Source organism: Microcoleus sp. w1-18aA5 (assembly GCF_036701705.1).
GTDB lineage: Bacteria > Cyanobacteriota > Cyanobacteriia > Cyanobacteriales > Microcoleaceae > Microcoleus.
Window position 1 is genome coordinate 28197 of the sequence record NZ_JAUPTE010000033.1, and the last position, 21662, is coordinate 49858.

At 46.8% G+C, this 21662-nt stretch carries 18 protein-coding genes and 1 other RNA gene; 6 read left to right on the forward strand and 13 right to left on the reverse strand.

What is annotated here, in order from left to right; translation table 11 throughout:
- Nucleotides 1–192: 192 nt before the first annotated feature.
- From ndhI to Q5691_RS14075, 6 genes are all read right to left on the reverse strand, one after another.
- Entirely contained in the window at nt 193–768 is a 576-nt protein-coding gene (ndhI, locus tag Q5691_RS14050; RefSeq protein WP_333042046.1) for an NAD(P)H-quinone oxidoreductase subunit I, read from the reverse strand.
- Nucleotides 769–871: 103 nt separating this feature from the next.
- The gene (gene nuoH, locus Q5691_RS14055) at nt 872–1990 is read right to left on the reverse strand and encodes an NADH-quinone oxidoreductase subunit NuoH (protein WP_333153446.1); all 1119 of its coding nucleotides are present in this window, start codon (nt 1988–1990) and stop codon (nt 872–874) included.
- Nucleotides 1991–2592: 602 nt separating this feature from the next.
- Nucleotides 2593–2983: a transfer-messenger RNA gene (ssrA, locus tag Q5691_RS14060) on the reverse strand.
- A 231-nt stretch (nt 2984–3214) separates the two neighbouring features.
- Nucleotides 3215–4972, reverse strand: coding sequence for a protein kinase domain-containing protein (locus Q5691_RS14065; protein ID WP_333345286.1), 1758 nt, complete (start codon nt 4970–4972; stop codon nt 3215–3217).
- A 61-nt stretch (nt 4973–5033) separates the two neighbouring features.
- Complete coding sequence (locus Q5691_RS14070; RefSeq protein WP_333345288.1) at nt 5034–5327, reverse strand: type II toxin-antitoxin system Phd/YefM family antitoxin; 294 nt, start codon at nt 5325–5327, stop codon at nt 5034–5036.
- A complete protein-coding gene (locus Q5691_RS14075) occupies nt 5287–5472 on the reverse strand; it encodes a hypothetical protein (RefSeq protein ID WP_333345290.1) in 186 nt (61 codons plus the stop codon). The genes Q5691_RS14070 and Q5691_RS14075 overlap by 41 nt, the downstream gene beginning before the upstream one ends.
- Before the next feature lie 179 nt (nt 5473–5651).
- On the opposite strand from Q5691_RS14075, the gene Q5691_RS14080 reads away from it, so the two are divergent.
- Nucleotides 5652–6161: a hypothetical protein gene (locus Q5691_RS14080; RefSeq protein ID WP_333209708.1), complete on the forward strand. Its 510-nt coding sequence runs from the start codon at nt 5652–5654 to the stop codon at nt 6159–6161.
- A 23-nt stretch (nt 6162–6184) separates the two neighbouring features.
- On the opposite strand, the gene Q5691_RS14085 is transcribed toward Q5691_RS14080, so the two are convergent.
- The 4 genes from Q5691_RS14085 to Q5691_RS14100 all read right to left on the reverse strand — a co-directional run bounded on the left by Q5691_RS14085 (nt 6185) and on the right by Q5691_RS14100 (nt 9965).
- Nucleotides 6185–6427: a hypothetical protein gene (locus Q5691_RS14085; RefSeq protein WP_333209706.1), complete on the reverse strand. Its 243-nt coding sequence runs from the start codon at nt 6425–6427 to the stop codon at nt 6185–6187.
- Between the two features lie 137 nt (nt 6428–6564).
- Entirely contained in the window at nt 6565–7092 is a 528-nt protein-coding gene (locus tag Q5691_RS14090) for a GNAT family N-acetyltransferase (protein WP_333345293.1), read from the reverse strand.
- A 46-nt stretch (nt 7093–7138) separates the two neighbouring features.
- Nucleotides 7139–9118 (reverse strand): glycosyltransferase family 39 protein, encoded by a 1980-nt coding sequence (locus Q5691_RS14095; protein ID WP_333345295.1) that lies wholly within the window; start codon nt 9116–9118, stop codon nt 7139–7141.
- 268 nt (nt 9119–9386) lie between these two features.
- Nucleotides 9387–9965 (reverse strand): hypothetical protein, encoded by a 579-nt coding sequence (locus Q5691_RS14100; RefSeq protein ID WP_333345297.1) that lies wholly within the window; start codon nt 9963–9965, stop codon nt 9387–9389.
- A 361-nt stretch (nt 9966–10326) separates the two neighbouring features.
- Between Q5691_RS14100 and Q5691_RS14105 the strand changes: the two genes are divergently transcribed.
- Nucleotides 10327–10659 (forward strand): DUF565 domain-containing protein, encoded by a 333-nt coding sequence (locus Q5691_RS14105; RefSeq protein ID WP_333294226.1) that lies wholly within the window; start codon nt 10327–10329, stop codon nt 10657–10659.
- Between the two features lie 96 nt (nt 10660–10755).
- Nucleotides 10756–11895 carry a glycerate kinase gene (locus Q5691_RS14110; RefSeq protein WP_333345299.1) on the forward strand — a complete coding sequence of 380 codons (1140 nt, stop codon included), beginning with the start codon at nt 10756–10758 and terminating at the stop codon, nt 11893–11895.
- Nucleotides 11896–12085: 190 nt separating this feature from the next.
- On the opposite strand, the gene Q5691_RS14115 is transcribed toward Q5691_RS14110, so the two are convergent.
- On the reverse strand, nt 12086–12451 hold the full coding sequence (locus Q5691_RS14115) for a hypothetical protein (protein ID WP_333209694.1): 366 nt from the start codon (nt 12449–12451) through the stop codon (nt 12086–12088).
- Between the two features lie 327 nt (nt 12452–12778).
- Between Q5691_RS14115 and Q5691_RS14120 the strand changes: the two genes are divergently transcribed.
- Nucleotides 12779–13306, forward strand: coding sequence for an orange carotenoid protein N-terminal domain-containing protein (locus Q5691_RS14120; protein ID WP_333209692.1), 528 nt, complete (start codon nt 12779–12781; stop codon nt 13304–13306).
- A gap of 249 nt (nt 13307–13555) precedes the next feature.
- Here the strand turns inward: Q5691_RS14120 and Q5691_RS14125 are convergent, their stop codons facing one another.
- Complete coding sequence (locus Q5691_RS14125; protein ID WP_333209690.1) at nt 13556–15424, reverse strand: PAS domain-containing sensor histidine kinase; 1869 nt, start codon at nt 15422–15424, stop codon at nt 13556–13558.
- A 397-nt stretch (nt 15425–15821) separates the two neighbouring features.
- Between Q5691_RS14125 and Q5691_RS14130 the strand changes: the two genes are divergently transcribed.
- Both Q5691_RS14130 and Q5691_RS14135 read left to right on the forward strand, forming a co-directional pair.
- On the forward strand, nt 15822–16541 hold the full coding sequence (locus tag Q5691_RS14130) for a response regulator transcription factor (protein ID WP_333082892.1): 720 nt from the start codon (nt 15822–15824) through the stop codon (nt 16539–16541).
- Between the two features lie 483 nt (nt 16542–17024).
- Entirely contained in the window at nt 17025–18677 is a 1653-nt protein-coding gene (locus Q5691_RS14135; protein WP_333209688.1) for an alpha-amylase family glycosyl hydrolase, read from the forward strand.
- Nucleotides 18678–18785: 108 nt separating this feature from the next.
- On the opposite strand, the gene Q5691_RS14140 is transcribed toward Q5691_RS14135, so the two are convergent.
- Nucleotides 18786–21419 carry an EAL domain-containing protein gene (locus Q5691_RS14140; RefSeq protein WP_333345301.1) on the reverse strand — a complete coding sequence of 878 codons (2634 nt, stop codon included), beginning with the start codon at nt 21417–21419 and terminating at the stop codon, nt 18786–18788.
- Nucleotides 21420–21662: the final 243 nt, after the last annotated feature.

Consider the following 21662-nt stretch of genomic DNA (forward strand, 5'->3'; position numbering starts at 1 on the left):
TTCTATTGTTCGTTTTTACTCATTAGTTAGTAGTCATTAATAATTGGTTGTTTCACTAATGACTGATGACTATAGCAATCCTTGCAGGAGTTGTAAATTTTTGACCCCACCCCAGCCCTCCCCTTATCAAGGGGAGGGAGTAAGAAATTCACAAATGATTTAGGATGGCTATACTAACTAATGACTACTTCCTTACTTTTCGATAATTTCCTCTGGACGCAGACCGGCGCGGCGATCGGTGTAGGAAACTTCATGGGGGTCGATCGCACCTTTCGGCAAATAAGCGAATTCCCGCATCGGTGTCACCATCGGATCGTCTGTAACCTTGTAGGGTAAACGTCCGAGGGCCACGTTGTCAAAATTCAATTCGTGACGTTCGTAGGTGGCCAACTCATACTCTTCTGTCATCGACAAACAATTAGTCGGACAATATTCTACGCAGTTGCCGCAGAAGATACACACTCCGAAATCGATACTGTAGTGCTTGAGTTGCTTCTTCTTAGTTTCTTTGTTAAATTCCCAATCCACTACAGGCAAATTGATCGGACACACCCGAACGCAGACTTCGCAGGAGATGCACTTGTCAAATTCAAAGTGAATTCGACCCCGGAAACGTTCCGAAGGAATTAGTTTCTCGTAAGGATACTGCACCGTAATCGGCCGGCGTCTCATGTGGTCAAAAGTAACAGATAGCCCTTGACCGATATACTTAGCAGCTTGAAGAGTCTCTTTGGCGTATTCGCCTACTTGATTGAGGAATTTTAGCATGGTGTTCTCTCTCTGTACTTGAGTTTTTGGTAATTGATAATTAATAATAGGTAATTGGTTAACAGCTATTTTTGTTTAGCTATTGCCTTTTACCTATTATTAATTAACCGCCAAAAGCAAAGGGAAAGGCAAGTTTCAAAGCTGCGGTCAATAGCAAATTAACTAGAGCAACGGGAAGTAAAAACTTCCATCCCAAATCTAGCAATTGGTCGATCCGAACTCGCGGCAGAGTCCAGCGGAGCAGAACTGCCAGAAATAGGAAAAAGTAGGCTTTCAACATGGTCATTGTAATGCCCAGCAAGCCAGTAATTACCTGTAACCAAGGAGTCGTCTCGCTCAATCCCAGGGCATTTGTCAGCACTCCGACAGGAATCGGGCATTCCCAGCCGCCGAGGTACAAAACTGCTACTAGCAGGCAAGAAAGGACGAGGTTAACGTAGGAAGCGATATAGTACAAGGCAAATTTCATGCCTGTATACTCAGTCTGATATCCTGCTACCAATTCTTCTTCTGCTTCCGGGAGGTCAAAGGGCAACCGTTCGCATTCTGCTAGTGCTGCGATCCAGAAAATCAGGAAACCTGCTGGTTGCCGCCAGATATTCCAACCAAGAATGCCGTAGCCGGCTTGCTGCTGTACGATGTCGATCGTACTGAGGCTATTGGACATCATCACGACTGCCAATACTGCCAAAGCTAGGGGAATTTCGTAGCTGAGGGATTGAGCCGCGGCTCTGAGTCCTCCGAGGAGGGCGTATTTGTTGTTGGAAGCATAGCCGGACATCAGCAAGCCGATCGGCTGAATACTAGACAGGGCAATCCACAGAAATATCGCTGTCCCCATATCGGCGATCAGCATATGCTCTCCGAACGGCACGATTAAGTAGGAGAGAAAAACTGGAATCACCACAATTACCGGGCCTAGGGTAAATAGCAGCGCGTCAGCTTTGGCCGGTACGATGTCTTCTTTGAATACCAACTTCAGACCGTCAGCAACGGGTGCTAAAACTCCCAGAGGGCCGATGAATTCCGGGCCTACCCGCTGTTGAGCGGCGGCGGAAATTTTCCGTTCTAGCCAGACGCTAGTGAGTACCCCGAAAACGGCAGCGACAATCATCAGCAACATTGGCAGCGGTAGCCAAAGCACTTGGGCGATGTCCGCCGGTAAGCCCAAATTCATGAGGGCTTCTACGAAACTTCCTTGTAAGTCAATTCCTGGGTTCATTTGTCCAGCTTTTGAGCGATCAGCATATAATTTTTCACCCGTCCTTTGTAGGAGTAGGCTTAGAAATCGGGGTCTTTGTAAAGATTTTTAATGCTTTACCGCCTAATAGTATATCGCCCGACAGGCTCCAAGAACGCACAGACAAGGTGAAGTTATAATTATATGAGCCCGCAGCGTAGCTAATGGGTGGGTAACTTATGGTTGATGGTTGACTGTTGAGTGCCCGATCGATTTTGAGTAAGAAATCAATCTGGATTTATGCACTCTCGTGTCTCAAACCTCGATCCCCCCGACTCCCTTTAATTAATTATGGGGATGCGAGGCAGGGCTGTTTCATTCTCGCTCCGGGGTAAACCCCCGTCGTTGCCCCGATGCCTGAAACGCCCCTTCGATCGTCGGTAGCGGGGTAGGCACGGGGGGACTACCCCTACAAAACCATGATTTTCCTGAGAATGAAACAGCCCTGGGATGCGAGGGGGATCTAGACTCAGCTATAAGCCAGATTTAGGCCAAACAAAAGGGCCCAGAGTTAACTCTGGGCCCTTTTAATGCTTTAAAGTAACTTTCAAATGGCTTAAACCATTGATTTTACGCTACTTCTTTTATGGAACTGGGCAGAATCGAACTGCCGTCCAAAGCGGGTATTTACCTTCCGATCGTTCACAGGTTTATCCCCTCTAATCCTCGGGGCGGGAACCATTTTTATCCCAAATGGGGGGATTTTCTAGTGATTGCTTTCCTAGCTAGCCGACTAGAAACGTTTAGCCAGGGCATCCGTTGGGGGTTGTTATGCTACCTTTAACGGAGTGAGGTGGCATACACTCTAAACCAAGCTCAAGAAGTTTTTAGGCTACAGCTACGGCTTTGCGAGCGAAAGGAACGATGTTGTTCGCATTTACTATTTTTTTTGAGCCGATATTAACGAGAGTAGACTCCCTCTCGACCTGCATCACGGAGCAGCTTTCGCCACCCTGTCGAAACCATTACAGCCCCTCGTGTGTTCTTTTATGATAGACAATATTTCGTGTTGCGTCAAGTCAACCGATTTTAGATTTTGGATTTTCGATTTTGGCACAAAGCTGAGTCGGGAATATTTACATCGTGCACCATTTTCTTGAACAGGCTTTCGGGCTTGTTCCACAAGAGTTGATTTTTCCTGTGGGGTGGGCCGAAGAGCCCGCCCAGGTTTATTGACAAGGGTGCAAAATGTCAGCCCTGCCAAGTTTAATGCAAATTTTCGTCCCAGACGCCGATGTAAATCCGATCGCGCTCGTTGCGTTCGATCATCCCTTCCAGCGAACCCTTCTTAAACGTAAACCGATTACTCCGGCGCTGCTGCACGTCGCCCAAGCCTTGCAAAATCTCCCGGCTGGCGCCGCCCACCATCCCGTTTAAGGCGGTTCGTACTACCAAATCGTCCACAGACTGGGCAAAAGAACCCTCTGTTTGTACTAGCTCGCCCGAATCGCGATCGTATATGTAGCCGAGAGTAATCCGATTTGGCAATATTTCGTAAAGTGCGGTGCGAGTATTTGGCCAATAGCCCCGGGCTTGAGAGTCAGTCGGTTCTCCCAATTCGGATAAAATCTGACTTTCCGGCGTACCAACCGCATACCCTGGGATTGTGGGAGTCTTCTGATAATTGGTTCCCGGTTGTTCGGGGCTGGGTGCGGGCGATCGATCAGGCGGCAACTCTTTGTCAACAAGTTTTTCCGTTGGTGTGGGTTCGACAGCCTCCGGAGAAGGCGCTGGTGTTGGCGCTGGGGCTGGTGTTGGAGTTTCAGCAGCAGGCGCTGGAGTTTCAGCAGCAGGCGCTGGAGTTTCAGCAGCAGGCGGCGGAGTTTCTCTGGGAGTGGGTGCTGGCGTTGGTGTCAGCGCGGGAATTGGTGCGGTGCTCGATCGCGCGTCTGGATCAGCAGGTGCCGAAGTGCGATCGTCCTGGGCCACAGGTGCGGGTTCCGAAGACGGCCGGTTGAGGAAAACCCTAGCAATCCCGACCAAACCTGCAACAATAAGTGCGATCGCCACGAACCCCAAAATCCACCAAACCTTGCGGCTGCCTTGCCCAGAAGACACCACAGCAGGCGCTGTTCTGGAACCCGCAGGCGACTGAGGCCCGTGTCCCGGAATCACCGCCACTGTCGGCCCGGTGCTCGGCGACGCTGCACCCCCCTGCCCATGCAGCAGCGACAGCCACTCATCGACGCTAGCAGGGCGATTTTGAGCTTCTACCGTCATCCCCCGCATCACCGCTTGGCTGACTGTCGTACTTAGCTGAGGCTGCAAGTCGCGGGGCGAAGGCATCGGCTGGCTGGTACGCAAAATTGCAGCCACGGGCACCTGTGCTGTCAGCAGAGTATAAAGCGTCGCCGCCATACCGTAAACATCTGTGGCGGGCGTATATTTTCCTTGGGCAAAATACTGTTCTGGCGGCGCGTAGCCGTCGGACACCATATTAGTGTGACTTTGGGTTGTACCAGGAGTAAACTCGCGGGCAATGCCAAAATCAATCAGCACGACTTCCTGAGTACCTTGGCGCAAAAGAATGTTTTGCGGCTTGACATCTCGGTGCAGCAAACCCTTTTGATGAACTACTTTTAAAGCAGCGCCAATTTGAGTGATGTAGAGAATTGCAAGATTTTCTGGCAGCGGATTATTTGAACCGACTACATCGCCCAAATTCTGACCGGCTATGTAGTCCATCACCATGTAAGGCTGCCCGTCTTCGACAAAGAAATCGCTAACGCGGACAATATTCGGATGAACGCAGGAAGCCAACCGCCTCGCTTCGTCTTGAAACTTGCGATCGAACTCAGCAAAATTGGGTTGCTGCCGCAGAGATTCGTTGAGGGTTTTTATGACTACAGGCTGTCCTAAATAGCGGTGATTTGCCCTGAAAGTTATTCCAAAGCCGCCGCGGCCCAATTCTTGTTCGAGGGTGTACTTTCCACCCTGTAAAGTTTTGCCGATTAGCGCATCCATAGGTTCAGGCGATCGCGTACCAGAGAATATGGCTGATTATTGCACGTCTAGTGGGATCTCCTCACCACTCCAAAGAGCGATCGCAATCCTCGATCGCCGTTGCCAGTCCTTCCCGAATCGATTCCCGCATTCCCGGCACTGAGAAAAGATACAGTGTTTCCTTAACAGATGCGGAGTCAGATTCAGATAATAACACTGCATTGCTAGTTTGTCCTGCGATCACGATCGGTTGAAGTGACTGACTCATGGGAGCGATCAACTGCTGCAACTGATCTTGAGCTTCATTAAACGGAACTCGGTTGTAGTGCTTGAATTCACAATGTTTCTGGATCGAGTTTTTCGGTTTTGCCTGCATGATACTCAGCCATTGCGGTCACTGCGAGTTTAGCAAGAGCATCTGGGGAACAGGAGAATACTTGATCCCAGCGCCTATCGTCTTCAAGTTCTTCCAGAATCATTGAAGCGAGGGCATCTTGCTCGCTGGCAGACAATGTTTTCAACTTGGCGATCCTCTTCGAGGGCTCCGCTAACGCACGTTCGAGTAACTCAGTCATGGCTACCATACTTTTACACTAAAATGGCATCCTATCCATTCTCCATTGTTTCAGACAACTTGAGGCTAGGCTCAACAAATGGCAGGCTAATTATCATCATTAATAACTACAGGAGACCCACTTCTATGTTTTCTACTAGCTTTTTTATGCACTTAAATACATCTCTATATCTCGCCAATGCCGGAATTCCACTATTCAGTCAGAGTGTTGTCTATCAAATTGTTTTGCTAATTCCCATTATCGCGATAGAAGCTTATATTCACAAAAAACTACTCAATCTGAGTATCCTAAAAGCAATTTTTATTGCTTTTATAACAAATATCATATCGACGATAGGGGGAGGTTTTATTATCCTATGTATTGGGGCGTTTATTGGACATATCGTCTTCCACACAACCGTGCCTGTACAGCCTGGTTCTTTTCCATTTCTGCCGTTGGAAATTATGATTACACTCATTCCTATGTTTTTCTTTTCCGTTTACCTAGAATTATTAATAGGGATTTGGGGACTAAAAATAATTGAAAAATACAAAGTTAATAAATCATTTTTAATAGCTAATTCATTCACTTACTTAATGCTTGAGGTATTAGCTTTTACCCAACTTGTTAAGGGATACATTGAAGGGCGTGGCTAACCCAAACGTTCTATATCGTCGGATCACTGATTGACATCTTCAGCCACCATCATTGCATTGATGTGGGTAAAGATACGATCTAATTCCCCCATAGCGTCGAGTTCCCATACCTCTTCGGCCATTAGTTGATCTGCCTTCTTCTTCTCTAACAATTCTTCCATCCGCTGTTGCAGCGGTTCACTAAATTTGAACAACTTCCACCCCTCGACTTTTTCAATGCAAATCTCATGGATTAATGAGTAGGGTTTGTTGAGAATTGAAACCATTGTAGGCTCCCAGCTTCGGGTTTTAGGTAGTGACTAGATTATAGATTTTATGCAATCTGGCAGATTTAATGCTCCAACCGAGAGCCTTCAAATTACCGCCAAAACCAGTGGCTTAAACAGCCAAACGGCTTTACAGTTCAAGTCGGATGATATTCATCCCTGCTTATTTGCCATCGCCATATCTTGCCTTCTTCAGGATCGTCCACCTCTGCAATGAACTTCATTCCCACTTTTTGCAACACGCTATAGGAGGCATTTTTTTCAGCTAAAGTGTGAGCGATGACGGCTTTCACCTCCTCGTGAGCGAAAGCATAATCAATCATTCCCTGTGCCACCTCAGTTGCAAATCCGCGATTCCAATATTCGGAAGCAATTTCATAACCTATCTCTATAGTCCCCGACTCATCAGGTGAGCCTGTGAAACCTCCGTTGCCAACCAGCACTTGATTTTTTGGATGGATAAAGAAGTAGCTGTGCCAGTCAGTTGGAGGCGGATTAAATTCGCAAGCTTCGTCAGCCGGGAGGGAAAATGCTTCTGGGAAAAGAGGCCAGCTATTAGGCACTATGACATTTAAAATTGCTGCAAGCTCGCTTTTACTTCGTAAGAAAGCTTCTACGTGAATCCTTTGGACGGCAAGTAGTTGAAGATTCTTAGTTGTAATCATTTTTCTACCTTGTTTAACCAACAAGTATTAAATAACACTATAGACACTAGCGAAATGCTGTTCTCGGAACCCTGGCGAGTTGGTAAGCACCCCGACTGTCCAACACTTGATATTGATTTGGTTGCAATCCTAATTCCACAAATTTCTCTGGATATCCCAGCAACAAAATAGAGGGAGAAGTTGGGGTTTTAGATTCCTTAATGTAGTCGATCGCCCTTCTGACAGCTCGGTAGTAAGTCACCGGCTCTTGGCTATAAAAAACCAGACTTGGTTTCCAGAAACCAACCATAATAAACTCTTCCCCAGGCAGTTTTTGTTGAACAGCAACCTGTGCTAACTGTCTCAGAGGTAACTGGCGGTTGATATCGACCACTTTGTAGGCGGGAGTAAGACCAAAGATGATAAATGCTACTAACCCGATGAAGTTAGCAACCAAAATCCAGCGTTGTTGCCGCTGCCAAAGTAAAAGTGCGATCGCCACCGCTGTAGTTGTCCAAATCGCACCGCCTACAATCAGCAATCCCGACTGCTGAATTGCTTGGGGAAAATTGGGCATGGCCGGGTCATCTCCCAGCCAGTTGTAGCTGTAGAAAGTTGCTCCGGCTACAATTAATAAAAATATCACATTAAAAATGTATGTAACTAACAGCCCTCGCGGTAAAGAATTCGGTTTTTTTTCTAACTTTCCCCGCCTGTTTTCTGGTTCATTGCCCGCAATAATATCGCTCCACAGCAGCGTTACCAAAATCGCAGCGGCGGGGATTAAAGGCAATACATAACTGGGCAATTTGGTCACGGCGATCGTAAAAAAGCCAAAAATGCAGCCAAACCAAAATAGGGCAAATAAACTCAACTGAGCCGATCGCGGTTGACGGCGCCAGTAACTGCGCTGCCAAAAACGGGTGCGGGCGATCGCCACCGGCAAATAAATCGACCAAGGTGCAAAACCAACTAGCACTACAAAAAAGTAAAAATACCAAGGCGCCGAGTGTTTGTTGACTACTCCAGTAAAACGCTGGAAATTGTGATAGCCGAAAAAACTGTCAATATAAGTTTGACCGTTGTCTAAAATAACGAAAATGTACCAAGGCAGGGCGATCGCCAGAATAATTAAGATTCCCGACACCGGACGCATTTCGCGCCAAAGTTGGCGAAAATTTCCCAAATAAAGCCCGAAGCTGCCAACAATCAGCGCTGGAACGACAATTCCTACAGGCCCCTTAGCCAGAATTGCTAAAGCAATTAGTACGTAAAAAGTCAGATACCATTTATTGGGAAATCGGGAAGCGGAAACAGTGAGAAATTCTGCTTTTTCTCTCTGTTCTTCTAGAGTGTAACCGAGAAAAAATGCCAGTAGTGCCGAACACATACAACCGACTAATAGCATATCTGAAACGCCAGTCCGTCCCCAGGCAATAGTTTGGGGATTTAAAGCTATTAGGGCAGCACCAATCCAAGGAGTAGAAAAAAAGAGCGGAAGACGGGGAGTTTTGAGTTTTGAGTTGTTGTTCTCTGTTTCTTCTTCCGGCTTCCATCGGACTTCTTCCTTCTTCCTGACATCCGTTAAATCCCGTACAGTGCTCGTTGCCGAACTTCCTTCTTCCTTCTTCCTTATTTCTTTTTCCTCCTTCCTTCTTCCTTCTTCCTCCTTCCTTCTTCCTTCTTCCTTCGATAGGGTATAAAATCCGAGGCAAGTCAGACCGATCGCGCACAAGGCTGAGGGAAGACGCACGGCCCATTCGTTAACGCCCAGCGTGCGGTAAGCCACAGCCATCAGCCAGTAAATCAACGGCGGCTTGTCAAACCTGGTTTCGCCGTTGAAATAAGGAGTGATCCAATCTCCTGTCACTGTCATTTGACGGGCGGCTTCGGCAAATAACGGTTCGGTTTCGTCAACTAAACCGATGTTGCCGAGATTCCACAAGAAACCTACCCAGGCGATCGCGCACAGCCATAAAATCGATAGCAGCAAAGGTGCGATCCGGCGATTTCTAAACTCTGACAAACTTTTAATAACTTCCTTCACCCAAACTTCCTGCGATTTTAGATTTAAAATTTTAGCTCGCTTAGAGAGTCTACCGAAAGATTCGCATTCTCGAAACTCCCAACTCGATCGAATCTGGTTAAACTCAGATGTTGCACCATTCTCAACAAGCCTTTCATGAACAGGCCGGAAAGCCTGTTCTTTATAATGATGCGGCTATGTGAGGTTAACTCACATAGCCACACCCTTCTCAACAAGACCGGATCAATCGGCTTTCTCGACCAAAATCTCCGCACCAGCAGCTAAGCCTTCACGGCTGCAAAATTAACTGCCATTCTCCGGCTGTGCTGTTCCAAGCCGGCGAGGGTGTCTCCCCGGCGACGAAAGGCCCCCAGTAGCGGCGAGAACCATCCTGAGCAAAAACCACCAGAATGTCTCCCCGTTTGACTTGTAAATTGCCCTCCGGCAGCGATAGCATCAGTCCCTTGCCACCGCCTTCCCCCGGCGCAAAATCCCAGTGCGCGGGTTTTCCATAGGATTCCTTGGCTTGCCGTTTCGACAGCAGGGCCACTCGCACTGGGTGTTCGCTGCGGTTGCTGACGCGCAAAAGGCCGGAGGCTTTAGTATTTACAGGGACTGAAGAAAGCAATTCCTCCTCTGCATCTGGGGGGGTTGGTGTTGAGTCGGGCTTGGGCTCGCTGGTCGTGTCGGCAGAAGCTGTGGCGACTGGGGAAACGGGGAGTGTGGGGGGATATGCGGTGGCTTGTGAGGGCCAATCGCTGGAAGGATTTGAACCGTTGGAGATAGTGATTTCAAAACGTCCTAGAAACATTCCTGTAATTAGGACGATCGACACTCCAATTACGATCTGGTAAATTTTAAGATTCATAAATTTTAGGCTTACAGGATAGACTGCACCGGTAATGAGTCTTAACTATTTTTAATGTAAAACCAGGGGCTGCTGTGCCACAAGATACAGTTACACTTAATTACTTGACCGTTCTCGGCTATAAGTCCGCGATCGCTCAATACCATCTTAGATGTTAAATTTGAGATTTTAGATGGCGACATACTGACCCCGGTAAGGATTTGGAGTTGGTCGGGAGGGTCATTTGTTTACTTATCGGTATAGCTTTTAATACCAGTTGAAAAAAAGAGTACCACTATAGGCCCGTACTCCAAACCCCAATAGTCATCAGTCATTCCCAACCTCAAATCTCAAATCTCAAATCTCAAATTGTATAACTTTTATGCAGAATACCCGAATTAACAGATTGATTGATGTTCTGGGCGATCGCTTCCGAGGGTGGCTGAGCAATCCTTGGCGGCGGATTTCGCTCCTGCTAATTAGTCTGCTATTCGGCACTTTTTTGGGAACAGCTATTTCGACGATCGCTGGACAATCTGCGGATTGGGATATTATCGCGGCCGGGCTGTTGGTGTTGTTGACGGAGTTCGTTAGCTGGCTGGTTTACGGCGGCCCTCGGCCTGTAGCCCGTTCTTTTTGGGTGGATATGCTCAATGCTCTGAAAATTGGCGTGACTTACAATTTATTTGTGGAGGCTTTCAAACTAGGCTCTTAAAAACTTTTTGAATCGGCGCGGGTTTAGGATGAAATATTTGTCACTTGCAGATAGTATTTGTACAAAACCCGCCCCCGCATAGAGAGTTTTTAGGATATGGCTCGATCGACTATAACCCCTGTTGAAATTTTACATCGGTGGCAAGCTGGCGAGCGCCCGATCGCTCCCGACTTCGATCGACTGGCTTTGTGGGAACTTGCGGATGATGTGCGAGCGCGCGCTTTTGGCATTACTCCCGACAATGTAGCCGATGTTGTCCGCTGCAAAACCGATTTATTTTTTTCTCTTCTTGACGAACTGCATACTTTCCCCCTAAAGTCAACTGTTTTCCTCGAAACTTTGTGGAATCTTTGGCTGCCGCTGGCAATGCAATTATCGGCTGCAAAACAAAGTTTAAACCGTCCTTTAATTCAAGGAATTTTAGGAGTGCAAGGAACGGGAAAAACTACTTTATGCCAAGTTTTGAGGCTGATTCTGGGAAAATTGGGATATTCTACTGTCAGCCTTTCTTTAGACGATCTTTACAAGACTTATGCCGATCGCCAACAACTCCAAAAAGCCGACCCGCGTTTAATTTGGCGCGGCCCTCCCGGCACTCACGATATTGACTTGGGAATCGCAGTTTTAGACAAGTTGCGCGCTTCTCAGACTCACAATTTAGCAGCAGTTGACAATCCCAAATTAGATGCCCTCCAACCCGATTTAATTAATAAAAATATAGAAATTCCCAGGTTTGACAAATCTGCCTATGGAGGTGCTGGAGATAGAAGCCAACCGGAAATTATTTCCGGTGCGGATATTGTACTTTTTGAAGGTTGGTTTGTCGGTGTGAATCCGGTGGTGGATGCCAAATTAAGCGAGTTTTTGGCGGATGCACCGTTTCCGATTTCCACAGAAAGCGACTGTCAGTATGCGCGCGATATGAATGCGAAGCTGCACGACTATTTGCCGCTGTGGAACCGATTAGATGGGTTGATGGTTTTGTATCCCCAAGATTATCGCCTTTCTCAAGTGTGGCGCAATCAGGCGGAACGGGAAATGATGGCAGCGGGGAAGTCGGGAATGTCAGAAGCTGAAATTAATCGGTTTGTCGAATATTTCTGGAAAGCGCTGCATCCAGAGTTATTTATTAAGTCGATGCTGGAGGGCGATCGCGTTGATTTAGTAATTGAAATTTTGGGCGATCGCACTGTCGGCAAAATTTGTCGGGCGATCGACTTAAAATTAAGCGATTAGGGACACTAAAAATTAAAAATTTAAGGACACAACATTGTTGTGTCCCTACTGTATTGCATCTTATCGTGCACTCACTTGACCATTCAGGACTTATGCAAAACGTGATTTGACGCGGTAATTATAGGGGTGAAGCGGGGCATCAGCACCCTACAATACAGAGGTTTTGCATCGAGGATCGAGAATTTCTAAATTAACTGCCAGGAGTCCCAAGATCGATCGCTTTCTGCATCAAATCGTCTGTAACTTCGCCCGGTGTACCTGCAGGCGTAATGTCCTGAGCCATCGAACGAAAATCAGCGGGATTGCCACTTGTATCTGCAGGCTTGGCGATATCTTTAGCAGCGGGAATAGGAAATTTAGGTGCAGTTGCAGCGGCGGCAGCTTGAGCGCCCGCACCCGTGCGATCAATGTCACTAACGCTGAATTCTTTTGAAGCTTCGTAGTCTGCTGATACATCAACGGTCGGCAACTTTTGTTCTCCAGCTTCCGCGCTTTCAGTGATCTGCTGAGCGTCAAAGCTCTCAATGTTATTTGGTTCTGTATTGATTTCAGACATAGCCGACTCCTTGCTAGTTTTATTTAACAATTCACTGTATCAATTATTACTTGAATTCCCTGCTTTTTTATCTACCCGCAGATGTATCGTTCGCTTCTATCTTAAGGATGATATATTCTAGGGTGGTGCCTTAACATTACGCCACTTTCCGAAAAAAATGCAGCTTTAGACAAGATCCAAACCCATACATACTAAGCCATTCCCCATTGTTTAATCTAAAATCTAAAATTTAAAATCTAAAATCGTATTACCTCTCGGGGATGGTGACGGACACTTACAAATGTTGATATTTATATATTCTGGAAGCATTTTTAAGGAATTTTGTTTATGAACTCACCCGCCGCCACCAATCCTCACTCTCTCTCCAACGACACTAAAAACATCGTTCAGACAATCAACGGGTTGGGTACAGATGAAAAACTGGCGCTGCTCTACTTTGTTTATGAAAAAATGGGAGATTCAATTACACCAGCCGCTCCCGCCGCCGCCGACCCACAATTAGCTCCCATGCTGCTGGATGATTTTTACAAGCTTTCCCATGACCAACAACTGAATATAATGCGCGGTATTGTTAACCGCGACGACACGCCCTATTCCCACGCTTACGGAGCTTTGACTGCTAACAATCAGTTGGTGGTTTGGTATGCTTGGGCTATTGGTATGGGGGAAACAATTGTCGATATCCCCGAAGGATATGAGGCAACTGAGGCTGTCAATGGTGTGTTGGGTCAAATTGAAGGTCTTGAGTTTGAACAGCAAATTACAGTGCTGCGCGACGTAGCTAATAATATGGGCTACACCGATGTTAAACCAATTGCTACTCAGGCAGAAGTAGGGAAAACTTCTAGTCTGTAGGTAAGAGTCTGCTGTTGCAACCTATCCTACACAAACTCTCCTCCTAGCAGAGAGGGACTCAAGAATAAAGGAATTACCCAAAACCTCTATATGTAGGGTGCGCCGAGGTGCACCCTACCGCTATAATTAGTAGGTAAAACCTTTTTTGGCTCTTACTCATATTTATTCTTTCGTGTCTTAGAGAGGGACGAAAGTTTTTGTATGAGCGGTTAAAATCGGCTCTTCTGAGAAATATAAAAAGGTTTTCAGTCAGCAAGTGAGTTGTTTAGGGTAAATTTTTCGCGGGAATTCCATCCGAAATATCGAACCTTTTTTGAGTGGACTTTCGGCAGTAATTGTACCGTCGATCATCTTGACTAAAGAAGCACAAATAGCTAGTCCTAAACCGGTGCCTGGATATTGGCGAGTTGTGGTTTGGTCGCCTTGGCGGAACTTGTCGAAAATGTGGGGAAGATTCTTTTCACAGATGCCGATTCCTGTATCCCGAACGGTGATAATTAGCCGATCGCCCTTTAATTGCCGCACCTCAATGTAGATGCTGCCCTCATGGGTGAATTTAACCGCGTTAGAAACGAGATTCACCAAAATTTGCCGCAGGCGCAACTTGTCATTAACTATCAACTGATCCTGCAAGCAGACACTGACGGACAATGCCACGTTCTTATCGGTGGCTTGATTTCCGAATTCCAGCGCGACATCCATTACTAAATGCGCTAAATTAAATTTTTCAATTTTTAATTCTGTGTGGCCACTCTCGATTTTGGAGAGGTCGAGGATATCGTTAATTAGCAGTAGCAGGTTTTTGCCGTTATGTAAAATGCGCCCCACCATTTCTGTTTGCTGGGCGCTCAGCAGTTGTTTGTGCTGGCGCAGCAGCAATTGGGAAAAGCCGATAATCGAATTCATGGGAGTTCGCAATTCGTGGGACATGATGCCCAAAAATTGCGATTTTAACTTGGCTGCTTCTAGCAGTTGCAATTTTTGCTGTTGAATGCGTCGCCCCTGATTTTCGAGTTCTTCCTGCTGGCGAATTAGCAGCTCGTTTTGCAAGTCTAAAAGCTGTTCCTGCTTTTTTAATTTTTCGATCGCCAGTGCGTTGTTAATTGCCATCGCCGCTTGTTTTCCCATCACCGCCAGCAGTTGCTGAGTATGCCCGTCAATCGCCGCGCTGTCCTTCCCGTTGCCGATGGCCAGCACACCCAAACGCCCGCTCGGCCCGGACTCGATCGCCGCTGCACAAGCCGCCGCCGGCAGCAAGCCTTTGCGGCACTCCGACCGCCACAGTACAGACTCTCCCGTCGCAAATGCTTTCCACAGCAGCTTGTTTTGCACGTGCGGGGTTTTGCCCCCACCAAAGTTTTCCGTACCCCCGACAGCGCTGAGTTTGAGACCGCTGCAATCGGACTCCAGGAGAGCAACTAGGCAAAATTCCGCTCCTGCGATCGCCTCTACAGTCGCATCCGCAATGCCTTGCAACAACTGGCATAAGCTACCCGCCCGCTGGCTCAATATATTTGTAAACCGCTCTATCACCTGCAAATCTCGCCCAGCCTCTATTACCGTCCGGGCTTCGCACAATTTTTCAGCTTTGAAGTTAGCTTCCGATCGCGCTTGATGCGGCCAAAACTCTTGTTCTGCTTGGGGTTCGGCTTTAGTTTGTTTGATCGGTTCCATATCTGTGTAGGTTCCCACCCACTCCAAAACTTCCTGACTGTCTAGATTAGCGGGCCCTCCTCTCGCGACGTTCCAGCGGTATGTGCCCTCTCGCGTCTGCAGACGAAATATAATTTCGTAGCTTGGCGACGGGCACTTAGAAGTGTGCGATCTCGCCAATAGACGAGGGCGGTCTTCTGGGTGGACGCGCGCCAGATAGCCGAAACCCAAAGCTGCTGCTGCTGGTACCCCGGTGTACTCCTCCCAGCGCTGACAGAAATAAGTCGCCCAGCCGTCGGCATTTGTTTTCCAAACTATGTGAGGAATTGCCGACCACAGGCGATCGTCCTGAGTTTCGCAGTCGCCAACTTGCGGTTGGGGGGATGTTATTTCAGATACTTTGTGTAAGATTTCCGAGTCGGAAAACTCCGACTGAAAAGACTTATTGCCGTGATACTGAGTCATAACAGGTTATATAAATAAGCATTGGACTATAGCCCTAACACCGGCTAAAGACTCGTGCTGCTAGCTTTATTGATTTTGACGAGCCAAGTGCATCAAAATTTTTTATACTTTAAATCTATCTGGGTAGTGGAATCCTTACCTCTATCAACGGGCGGACAATGAGATAATTTAGTTAAACTGTTGAAACATTGAGAGCTTACCTGTCCCGATCGGGCTCGTGCAGGCATCGCCGCAAAATAACTTAAAAATTAACTTGCATTCTTGGCGGCTGCATGAGTATGCTTAAAAATGATGTGCAGCCTGTAAAACCCTAAATCAGGACACATTCTCAAATTTACTCAGTTTAGCTGAGTCAGTTGATGATATTTTAAAAGTTTAGCGGACTATTGGAAGAAAGATGAGTAAAATTCGCGTTGCTTTGGTAGAAGACCATGACCTGACAAGAGTGGGCATCCGCACAGCTTTACAACAGCGTGACACGATAGAAGTTGTCGGCGATGCAGCTAACGCTACAGAGGGATTGAAACTGCTTCAGTCTTCAAAACCTGACGTTGCAATTGTAGATATTGGCTTGCCGGATTTTGATGGCATTGAACTTACACAAAAGTTCAAGAAATCGGTAGCGGAGTCCGATCCCGATACAAAAATTTTGATTCTGACTTTTCAGGACAATGAAGAAGAAGTTCTGGCAGCTTTTGCCGCCGGAGCTGACTCTTACTGCATGAAAGATATTAGCTTCGATCAGTTATTAGATGTAGTAAAAGTAACTCACGAAGGTAACTCTTGGATCGATCCGGCGATCGCCCGCATTGTCCTGAAACAAGCTCGCACTCAGGAAGCCGCGCCGGAAGAACCAAAGGCTGAGGGCAAAAGAGTCACAATTAAGGCTGCTGAACCTGAGTTCAGTCACATCATTGAGACTTACCCTTTAACCGAACGGGAATTAGAAGTTTTGGAACTGATCGTGCAGGGTTACAGCAATGCTGCAATCGCCGAAAAGCTGTACATTACTGTCGGTACAGTCAAGACTCACGTCCGCAATATTTTGAACAAGTTGTGCGCTGATGACCGCACTCAGGCAGCCGTTCTCGCCCTGCGTTCTGGCTTGGTTGGATGAAGCCCGATCATCAGGCAAAATCAAGTTAAAAGTAGGGTGCGCTGGGCGCACCTTACGGCCACGGATTAAGGGTGTGCAGTGCACACCGACTCACTAATTGTTACCAAAAAATTAGGGTAGGCAGTGTGCACCCGCCGAGCAATTGTTTGTTGTTAAAAAAGAGGTAAACTTTAAAGTTGCATCTACCCCAGTACAGATTTTTTTTATCTTTCAATCAGTAAATCTACCTTAAGATAGATGCTAAAAAAATAGCGTATTACTAATACTTGTTGTTGAGCGATCCCCAGTTAGATAAATTTCGCTGGCACTGCCAATATTGCGCGATATCAATTCATAAAAGGCGGAGACAGAGGCCTGATTACGATACTTTTAGGAAGAGTTAAGCCTTAAAAAAATTATATCCGTAGAGTGATGCCTGAGTTCGCTTAAATTTGCGAAATTAAAAGTATCAACTGCTACTGAAATATTTTAGAAAGAGGTATTATGGCCGCCCCAATTGAATTCAAGTTATTTGCTCCCTACAACAAAGGAGCTGCCTTGATTGGCTCTTTTTCTAATTGGGAAGATATTCCGATGGAAAAGGACGAAGAAGGTTATTTTCGCACGCGAGTTGAGTTGGAGGATGGCGTTTATCAATACAAATTTCGCGTTCAGTCGAAAAGCTGGTTTCTGGAAGCAGATCAGTGGGTAGATGTGGTCGATCCCTACGCGACTGACATCGACGATCCTACTCAAAACGGCATTGTTCGGATCAAAGATGGCGATCGCATTATCGATACCTATGTTTGGAAACACGACGATAAACCGCTACCGGCCGATCGGGAATTAGTGATTTATGAAATGCACGTTGCCGACTTTTCCGGTGGCGAAGCAGACCCGCTGGCCCGCGGCAAGTACAAGCACGTCGTCGAAAAACTCGATTACCTAGTCGAACTCGGCGTCAACGCGATCGAACTCATGCCCCTCAAAGAATACCCAGGCGACTACAGTTGGGGCTACAACCCCCGCTACTTCTTCGCGGCCGAGTCCAGCTACGGAACCACAGAAGAACTCAAAAACCTGATAGACGAGTGTCACGGGCGCGGGATTCGCGTGATCATGGACGGGATTTACAACCACTCGGAAGCATCGAGCCCCCTCACTCAAATTGATCACGATTATTGGTATCACCACGAGCCCCGCGATCCAGACAACAATTGGGGCCCGGAATTTAACTACGAATTCTACGACGAAAACTTAGGAACTTTCCCCGCACGCAGATTTGCTGGCGATACAGTCCGCTTCTGGGTTCAAGAATATCATCTCGACGGCATTCGTTTCGATGCGGCGCGACAAATTGCTAACTACGATTTTATGCACTGGGTAGTTCAAGAAGCCAAAAATGTCGCCGGCCCCAAACCGTTTTACACTGTTGCCGAATACATTCCCGACGAGCCCAGCATCACCAATCTAGACGGGCCGATGGACGGCTGCTGGCACGACAGTTTCTATCACTCCATAATTCCACAACTGTGCGGGGACAATTTTGATTTAGAACGGCTCAAAGAGGTAATCGACTGCAAGCGGCAAGGTTACTTGGGTGCTACGAATGTAGTCAATTATTTGAGTAATCACGATCACGATCGCATTTTTGCCGAATTGGGCGATCGCGGAATTTTGGATGAAGCCGCCTTCAAGCGGGCAAAGTTGGGAACCGTGCTGTTAATGACAGCAGTTGGCGTGCCGCTGATTTGGATGGGCGAAGAATTTGGCGAATACAAAGGCAAAACAATTGAGCAATCTAAAATTGACTGGACGCTGCTAGGAAATGACCTGAATAAAGGTTTGTGGGAATACTACAAAGGCTTGATTCACCTGCGTAAAAATAACCAAGCACTTTACACAGAAAACATCGAGTTTTTCCACGAAGACCCCGACTCGAAAGTTTTTGCTTACACTCGCTGGAACGATGAAGGTTCCAGAGTTGTAGTTGTGGCGAATATGTCGGAAAATTATCTGGCAGGTTACAGCGTTCCCCACTTCCCTGCCAACGGAACTTGGCACGAATGGACTGGGAATTATGATGTTGAATCTGGCGATGACAATATTATGATTGACTTGCCGGAATACGAAGCCAAAGTGTTTGTTTGGCAGTAATATCATTTCCGGTTACACCGGAATGATGTTGACTGTTGACTGTTGACTGTTGACTGTTCACTGTGAGTCAACAGTCCGCAATCACGGACGGTGCAAGCGGAATCAATATTATTTCCCAGATTGATTTTCTAAGCACAATTGCGTTGCCGCCGCCGCCGGTATTGGTTTGCTAAAGAAGTAACCCTGACCCATATCGCACTGATGCGATCGCAAAAACGCTAACTGTTCTGCTGTTTCCACTCCCTCAGCAATCACCTGTAAATTCAGCCCCTGTCCCAAGGCGATCGCCAGTTTCACAATAGTAGCACCGCTGCTGCCGGTCACCAAATCGGCCACGAAAGATTTGTCTATTTTTAAATTATTGAGGGGAAAGTTTTTCAGAGACCACAGCGAAGAATAACCAGTGCCAAAATCGTCCAGAGAAATGTGAATTCCCATGTCCTGCAACTGCTGCAATACCGACACAGTAAAGCTCACATCTGTCATGGCAATGCTCTCGGTAATTTCTATTTCTAAATATTCGGGATTTAACTTGGTTTCTGATAAAATTTCAGCGATGCTTTGTACAGTGTGAGGTTGCAGAAACTGGCGGGCTGATAAATTCACTGCTATCCGAATCGGCGGCAATCCCAGTAATTGCCACGCTCGATTTTGCAAGCAAGCAGTCCGCATCACCCATTCGTCAATTTGGCAGATTAATCCTGTTTCCTCAGCTAAGGGAATAAATCGATCGGGAGGAATCAAACCGCGTTCGGGATGCTCCCAGCGAATCAGAGCTTCCATGCCCGCTATTTTGCCAGTATTTAAATTTATTTGCGGTTGATAGTGCAGGACAAACTCAGATTTGTTTAGAGCTTTGTAAAGATCATTTTCTAAGTTAAGATCCTCGGAGACTTTACTGCCGATCGCCTGCGTGTAAAACTGATAATTATTGCGACCTTTCTGTTTAGCTTTATACATCGCCGCATCAGCATTTTTCAGCAAAGTTTCTGCATCTTCTCCATCATAAGGAGCCAAAGCAACTCCCAAGCTAGCCTTAATATAAAGTTCCAGACCCTCAAAATCAAAAGGACTGCTTAAACTCTGGATAATTAGCTGGCAAATCTTAGTTGCTTCCTCCGGGGTGTTGATATTGTACAGCAGCACAGTAAATTCATCCCCGCCCCAACGAGCCATCGAATCCCCCACGCGCAAACAGTTAGTCAAACGCCGAGATACACTTTGCAGCAACAAATCGCCCACTGGGTGACCGAGAGTATCGTTAACATTTTTAAATCTATCTAAATCTAGAAAGATTACCGCCAGCATTTCTCCATTTTGGTGAGCGCTAGCTAAAGCTAAAGACAGCCTTTCATTAAACAGTAATCTATTGGGTAAACCGGTTAATGGATCGTGAGAAGCTTGATGTCGGATCATCGCCTCGACGCGCCTCTGCATTGCAGCCATGTACAGGTGAGTTCCTAAAGATTGTGCTAGCTTCTGTTCCTCGCTAGTCCACTTTTGAGCTTCGCCGGTTTTGATTTCTTTCCAAGCTGCAAAGGACTGTCGGGGACGATCGTGCCGGGCGTCCGAACTGCAACGGCCCGCCCACAAAATTTCGGTTTGTATAGGGCTGCGAAAAACGGTGAGACAGCCGATGCACTGTTGGCGATATTGCAGCGGTACTGCCAAAAAAGATCGAATGGAAGCTGCGACTAAATTGGCAGATACAGATTTAAGTTGAGGTTCTTTAGAAATATCGGAAATTGCGTACAAGTGCGGTACGAGAAAACTGGAAATATTGCTGTCAATTGAGCTGTAATGCTGGGAATATAGATTTTCAAAAATACCTAATTGGCTTGTATGATTAGCTGTTTGTGGTGGATCGTCTTGGTTTGCCCTCCCCATAATCTGCTGCCAAAATGGGCTGAGTTCAAGGTCGATGTCCGCTGGCTGCTGGCCACAGGTATAAAGCAAAGCGGGCCGATCGCCAAACTCGGCTGCAATGTAGAGACGCCCTCCTGAACCATGCAAATGCTTGACAGTTTGTTCGAGAACTGCTTTCCGAATTTCGTGGAGTTCCAGAGGAGAATGCAGCAAACTGGTAATTTGGTTGATAACAGCTTCGTCGCGCGCTTGCTGTCTAGCTTGACTCAGCAGGAAAGATTGGGCGATCGCAATTGAAAGTTGATCCACAAGCAACTGCACCATTTTCAATTCTCGATCGCTAAACCGTTTCGGTTGACTATGGTGAGACACCAACAGCCCCCAAAGGTGATTTTGATGCAAAATCGGCACCGTCAGAGAAGAACGTGCTCCCATAGCCTTCAGATATTCAGCGTGACAAGGGTCTACAGGACGATAGGTAATATCTTCAACTGCTAAAGTTTTACCGGTTTCGGGACAATCTAACCGATTAATTGTTTGATGCTTCAATTCCACATCTACAATCACTCGCTGCCGCGCTTTGAGAAACATTTCCCGAGCACTATGGGGAATGTCGCCTGGTGGAAAGCGCAAACCCAGCATAGATGGCAAATTGTCACCGTTGATGGACTCAGCAATGACCTCACCGCTACCGTCGGCCTCAAAGCGATAAACTTTTACTCGATCGCTCTGTAAAAAGCTGCGGATTTCTAGCGCAGTTGTCGTCAAAATCTCTTGCAGTTCTAAAGAGTTGCGGATGCGATTGGTAATTCGATTGAGTAAAATCTCTTGTTCTAAAGTCGATCGTGACATTTGTGTAACTTTGGTGCGGGTCATGCCTTTTGATCTCCCGGGCTGTTGACAGCATTTTTGCGAGCCACAGTCTTAACTTGCCTTGTATTATACATTACAATACTTTCGCTCTGTCTAGGGGCTTGACCCAACCCAATGATACGAAACTCGGTTTATGGAGATATTTCTGGTTTTCCGACAAATTTCGGTGAGAAACCGGGTTTTTCACAGCAATTACAAGGCCAGGAAAGAGCGATCTGACAATTAGTGAGGACGAAAGTTCGATCG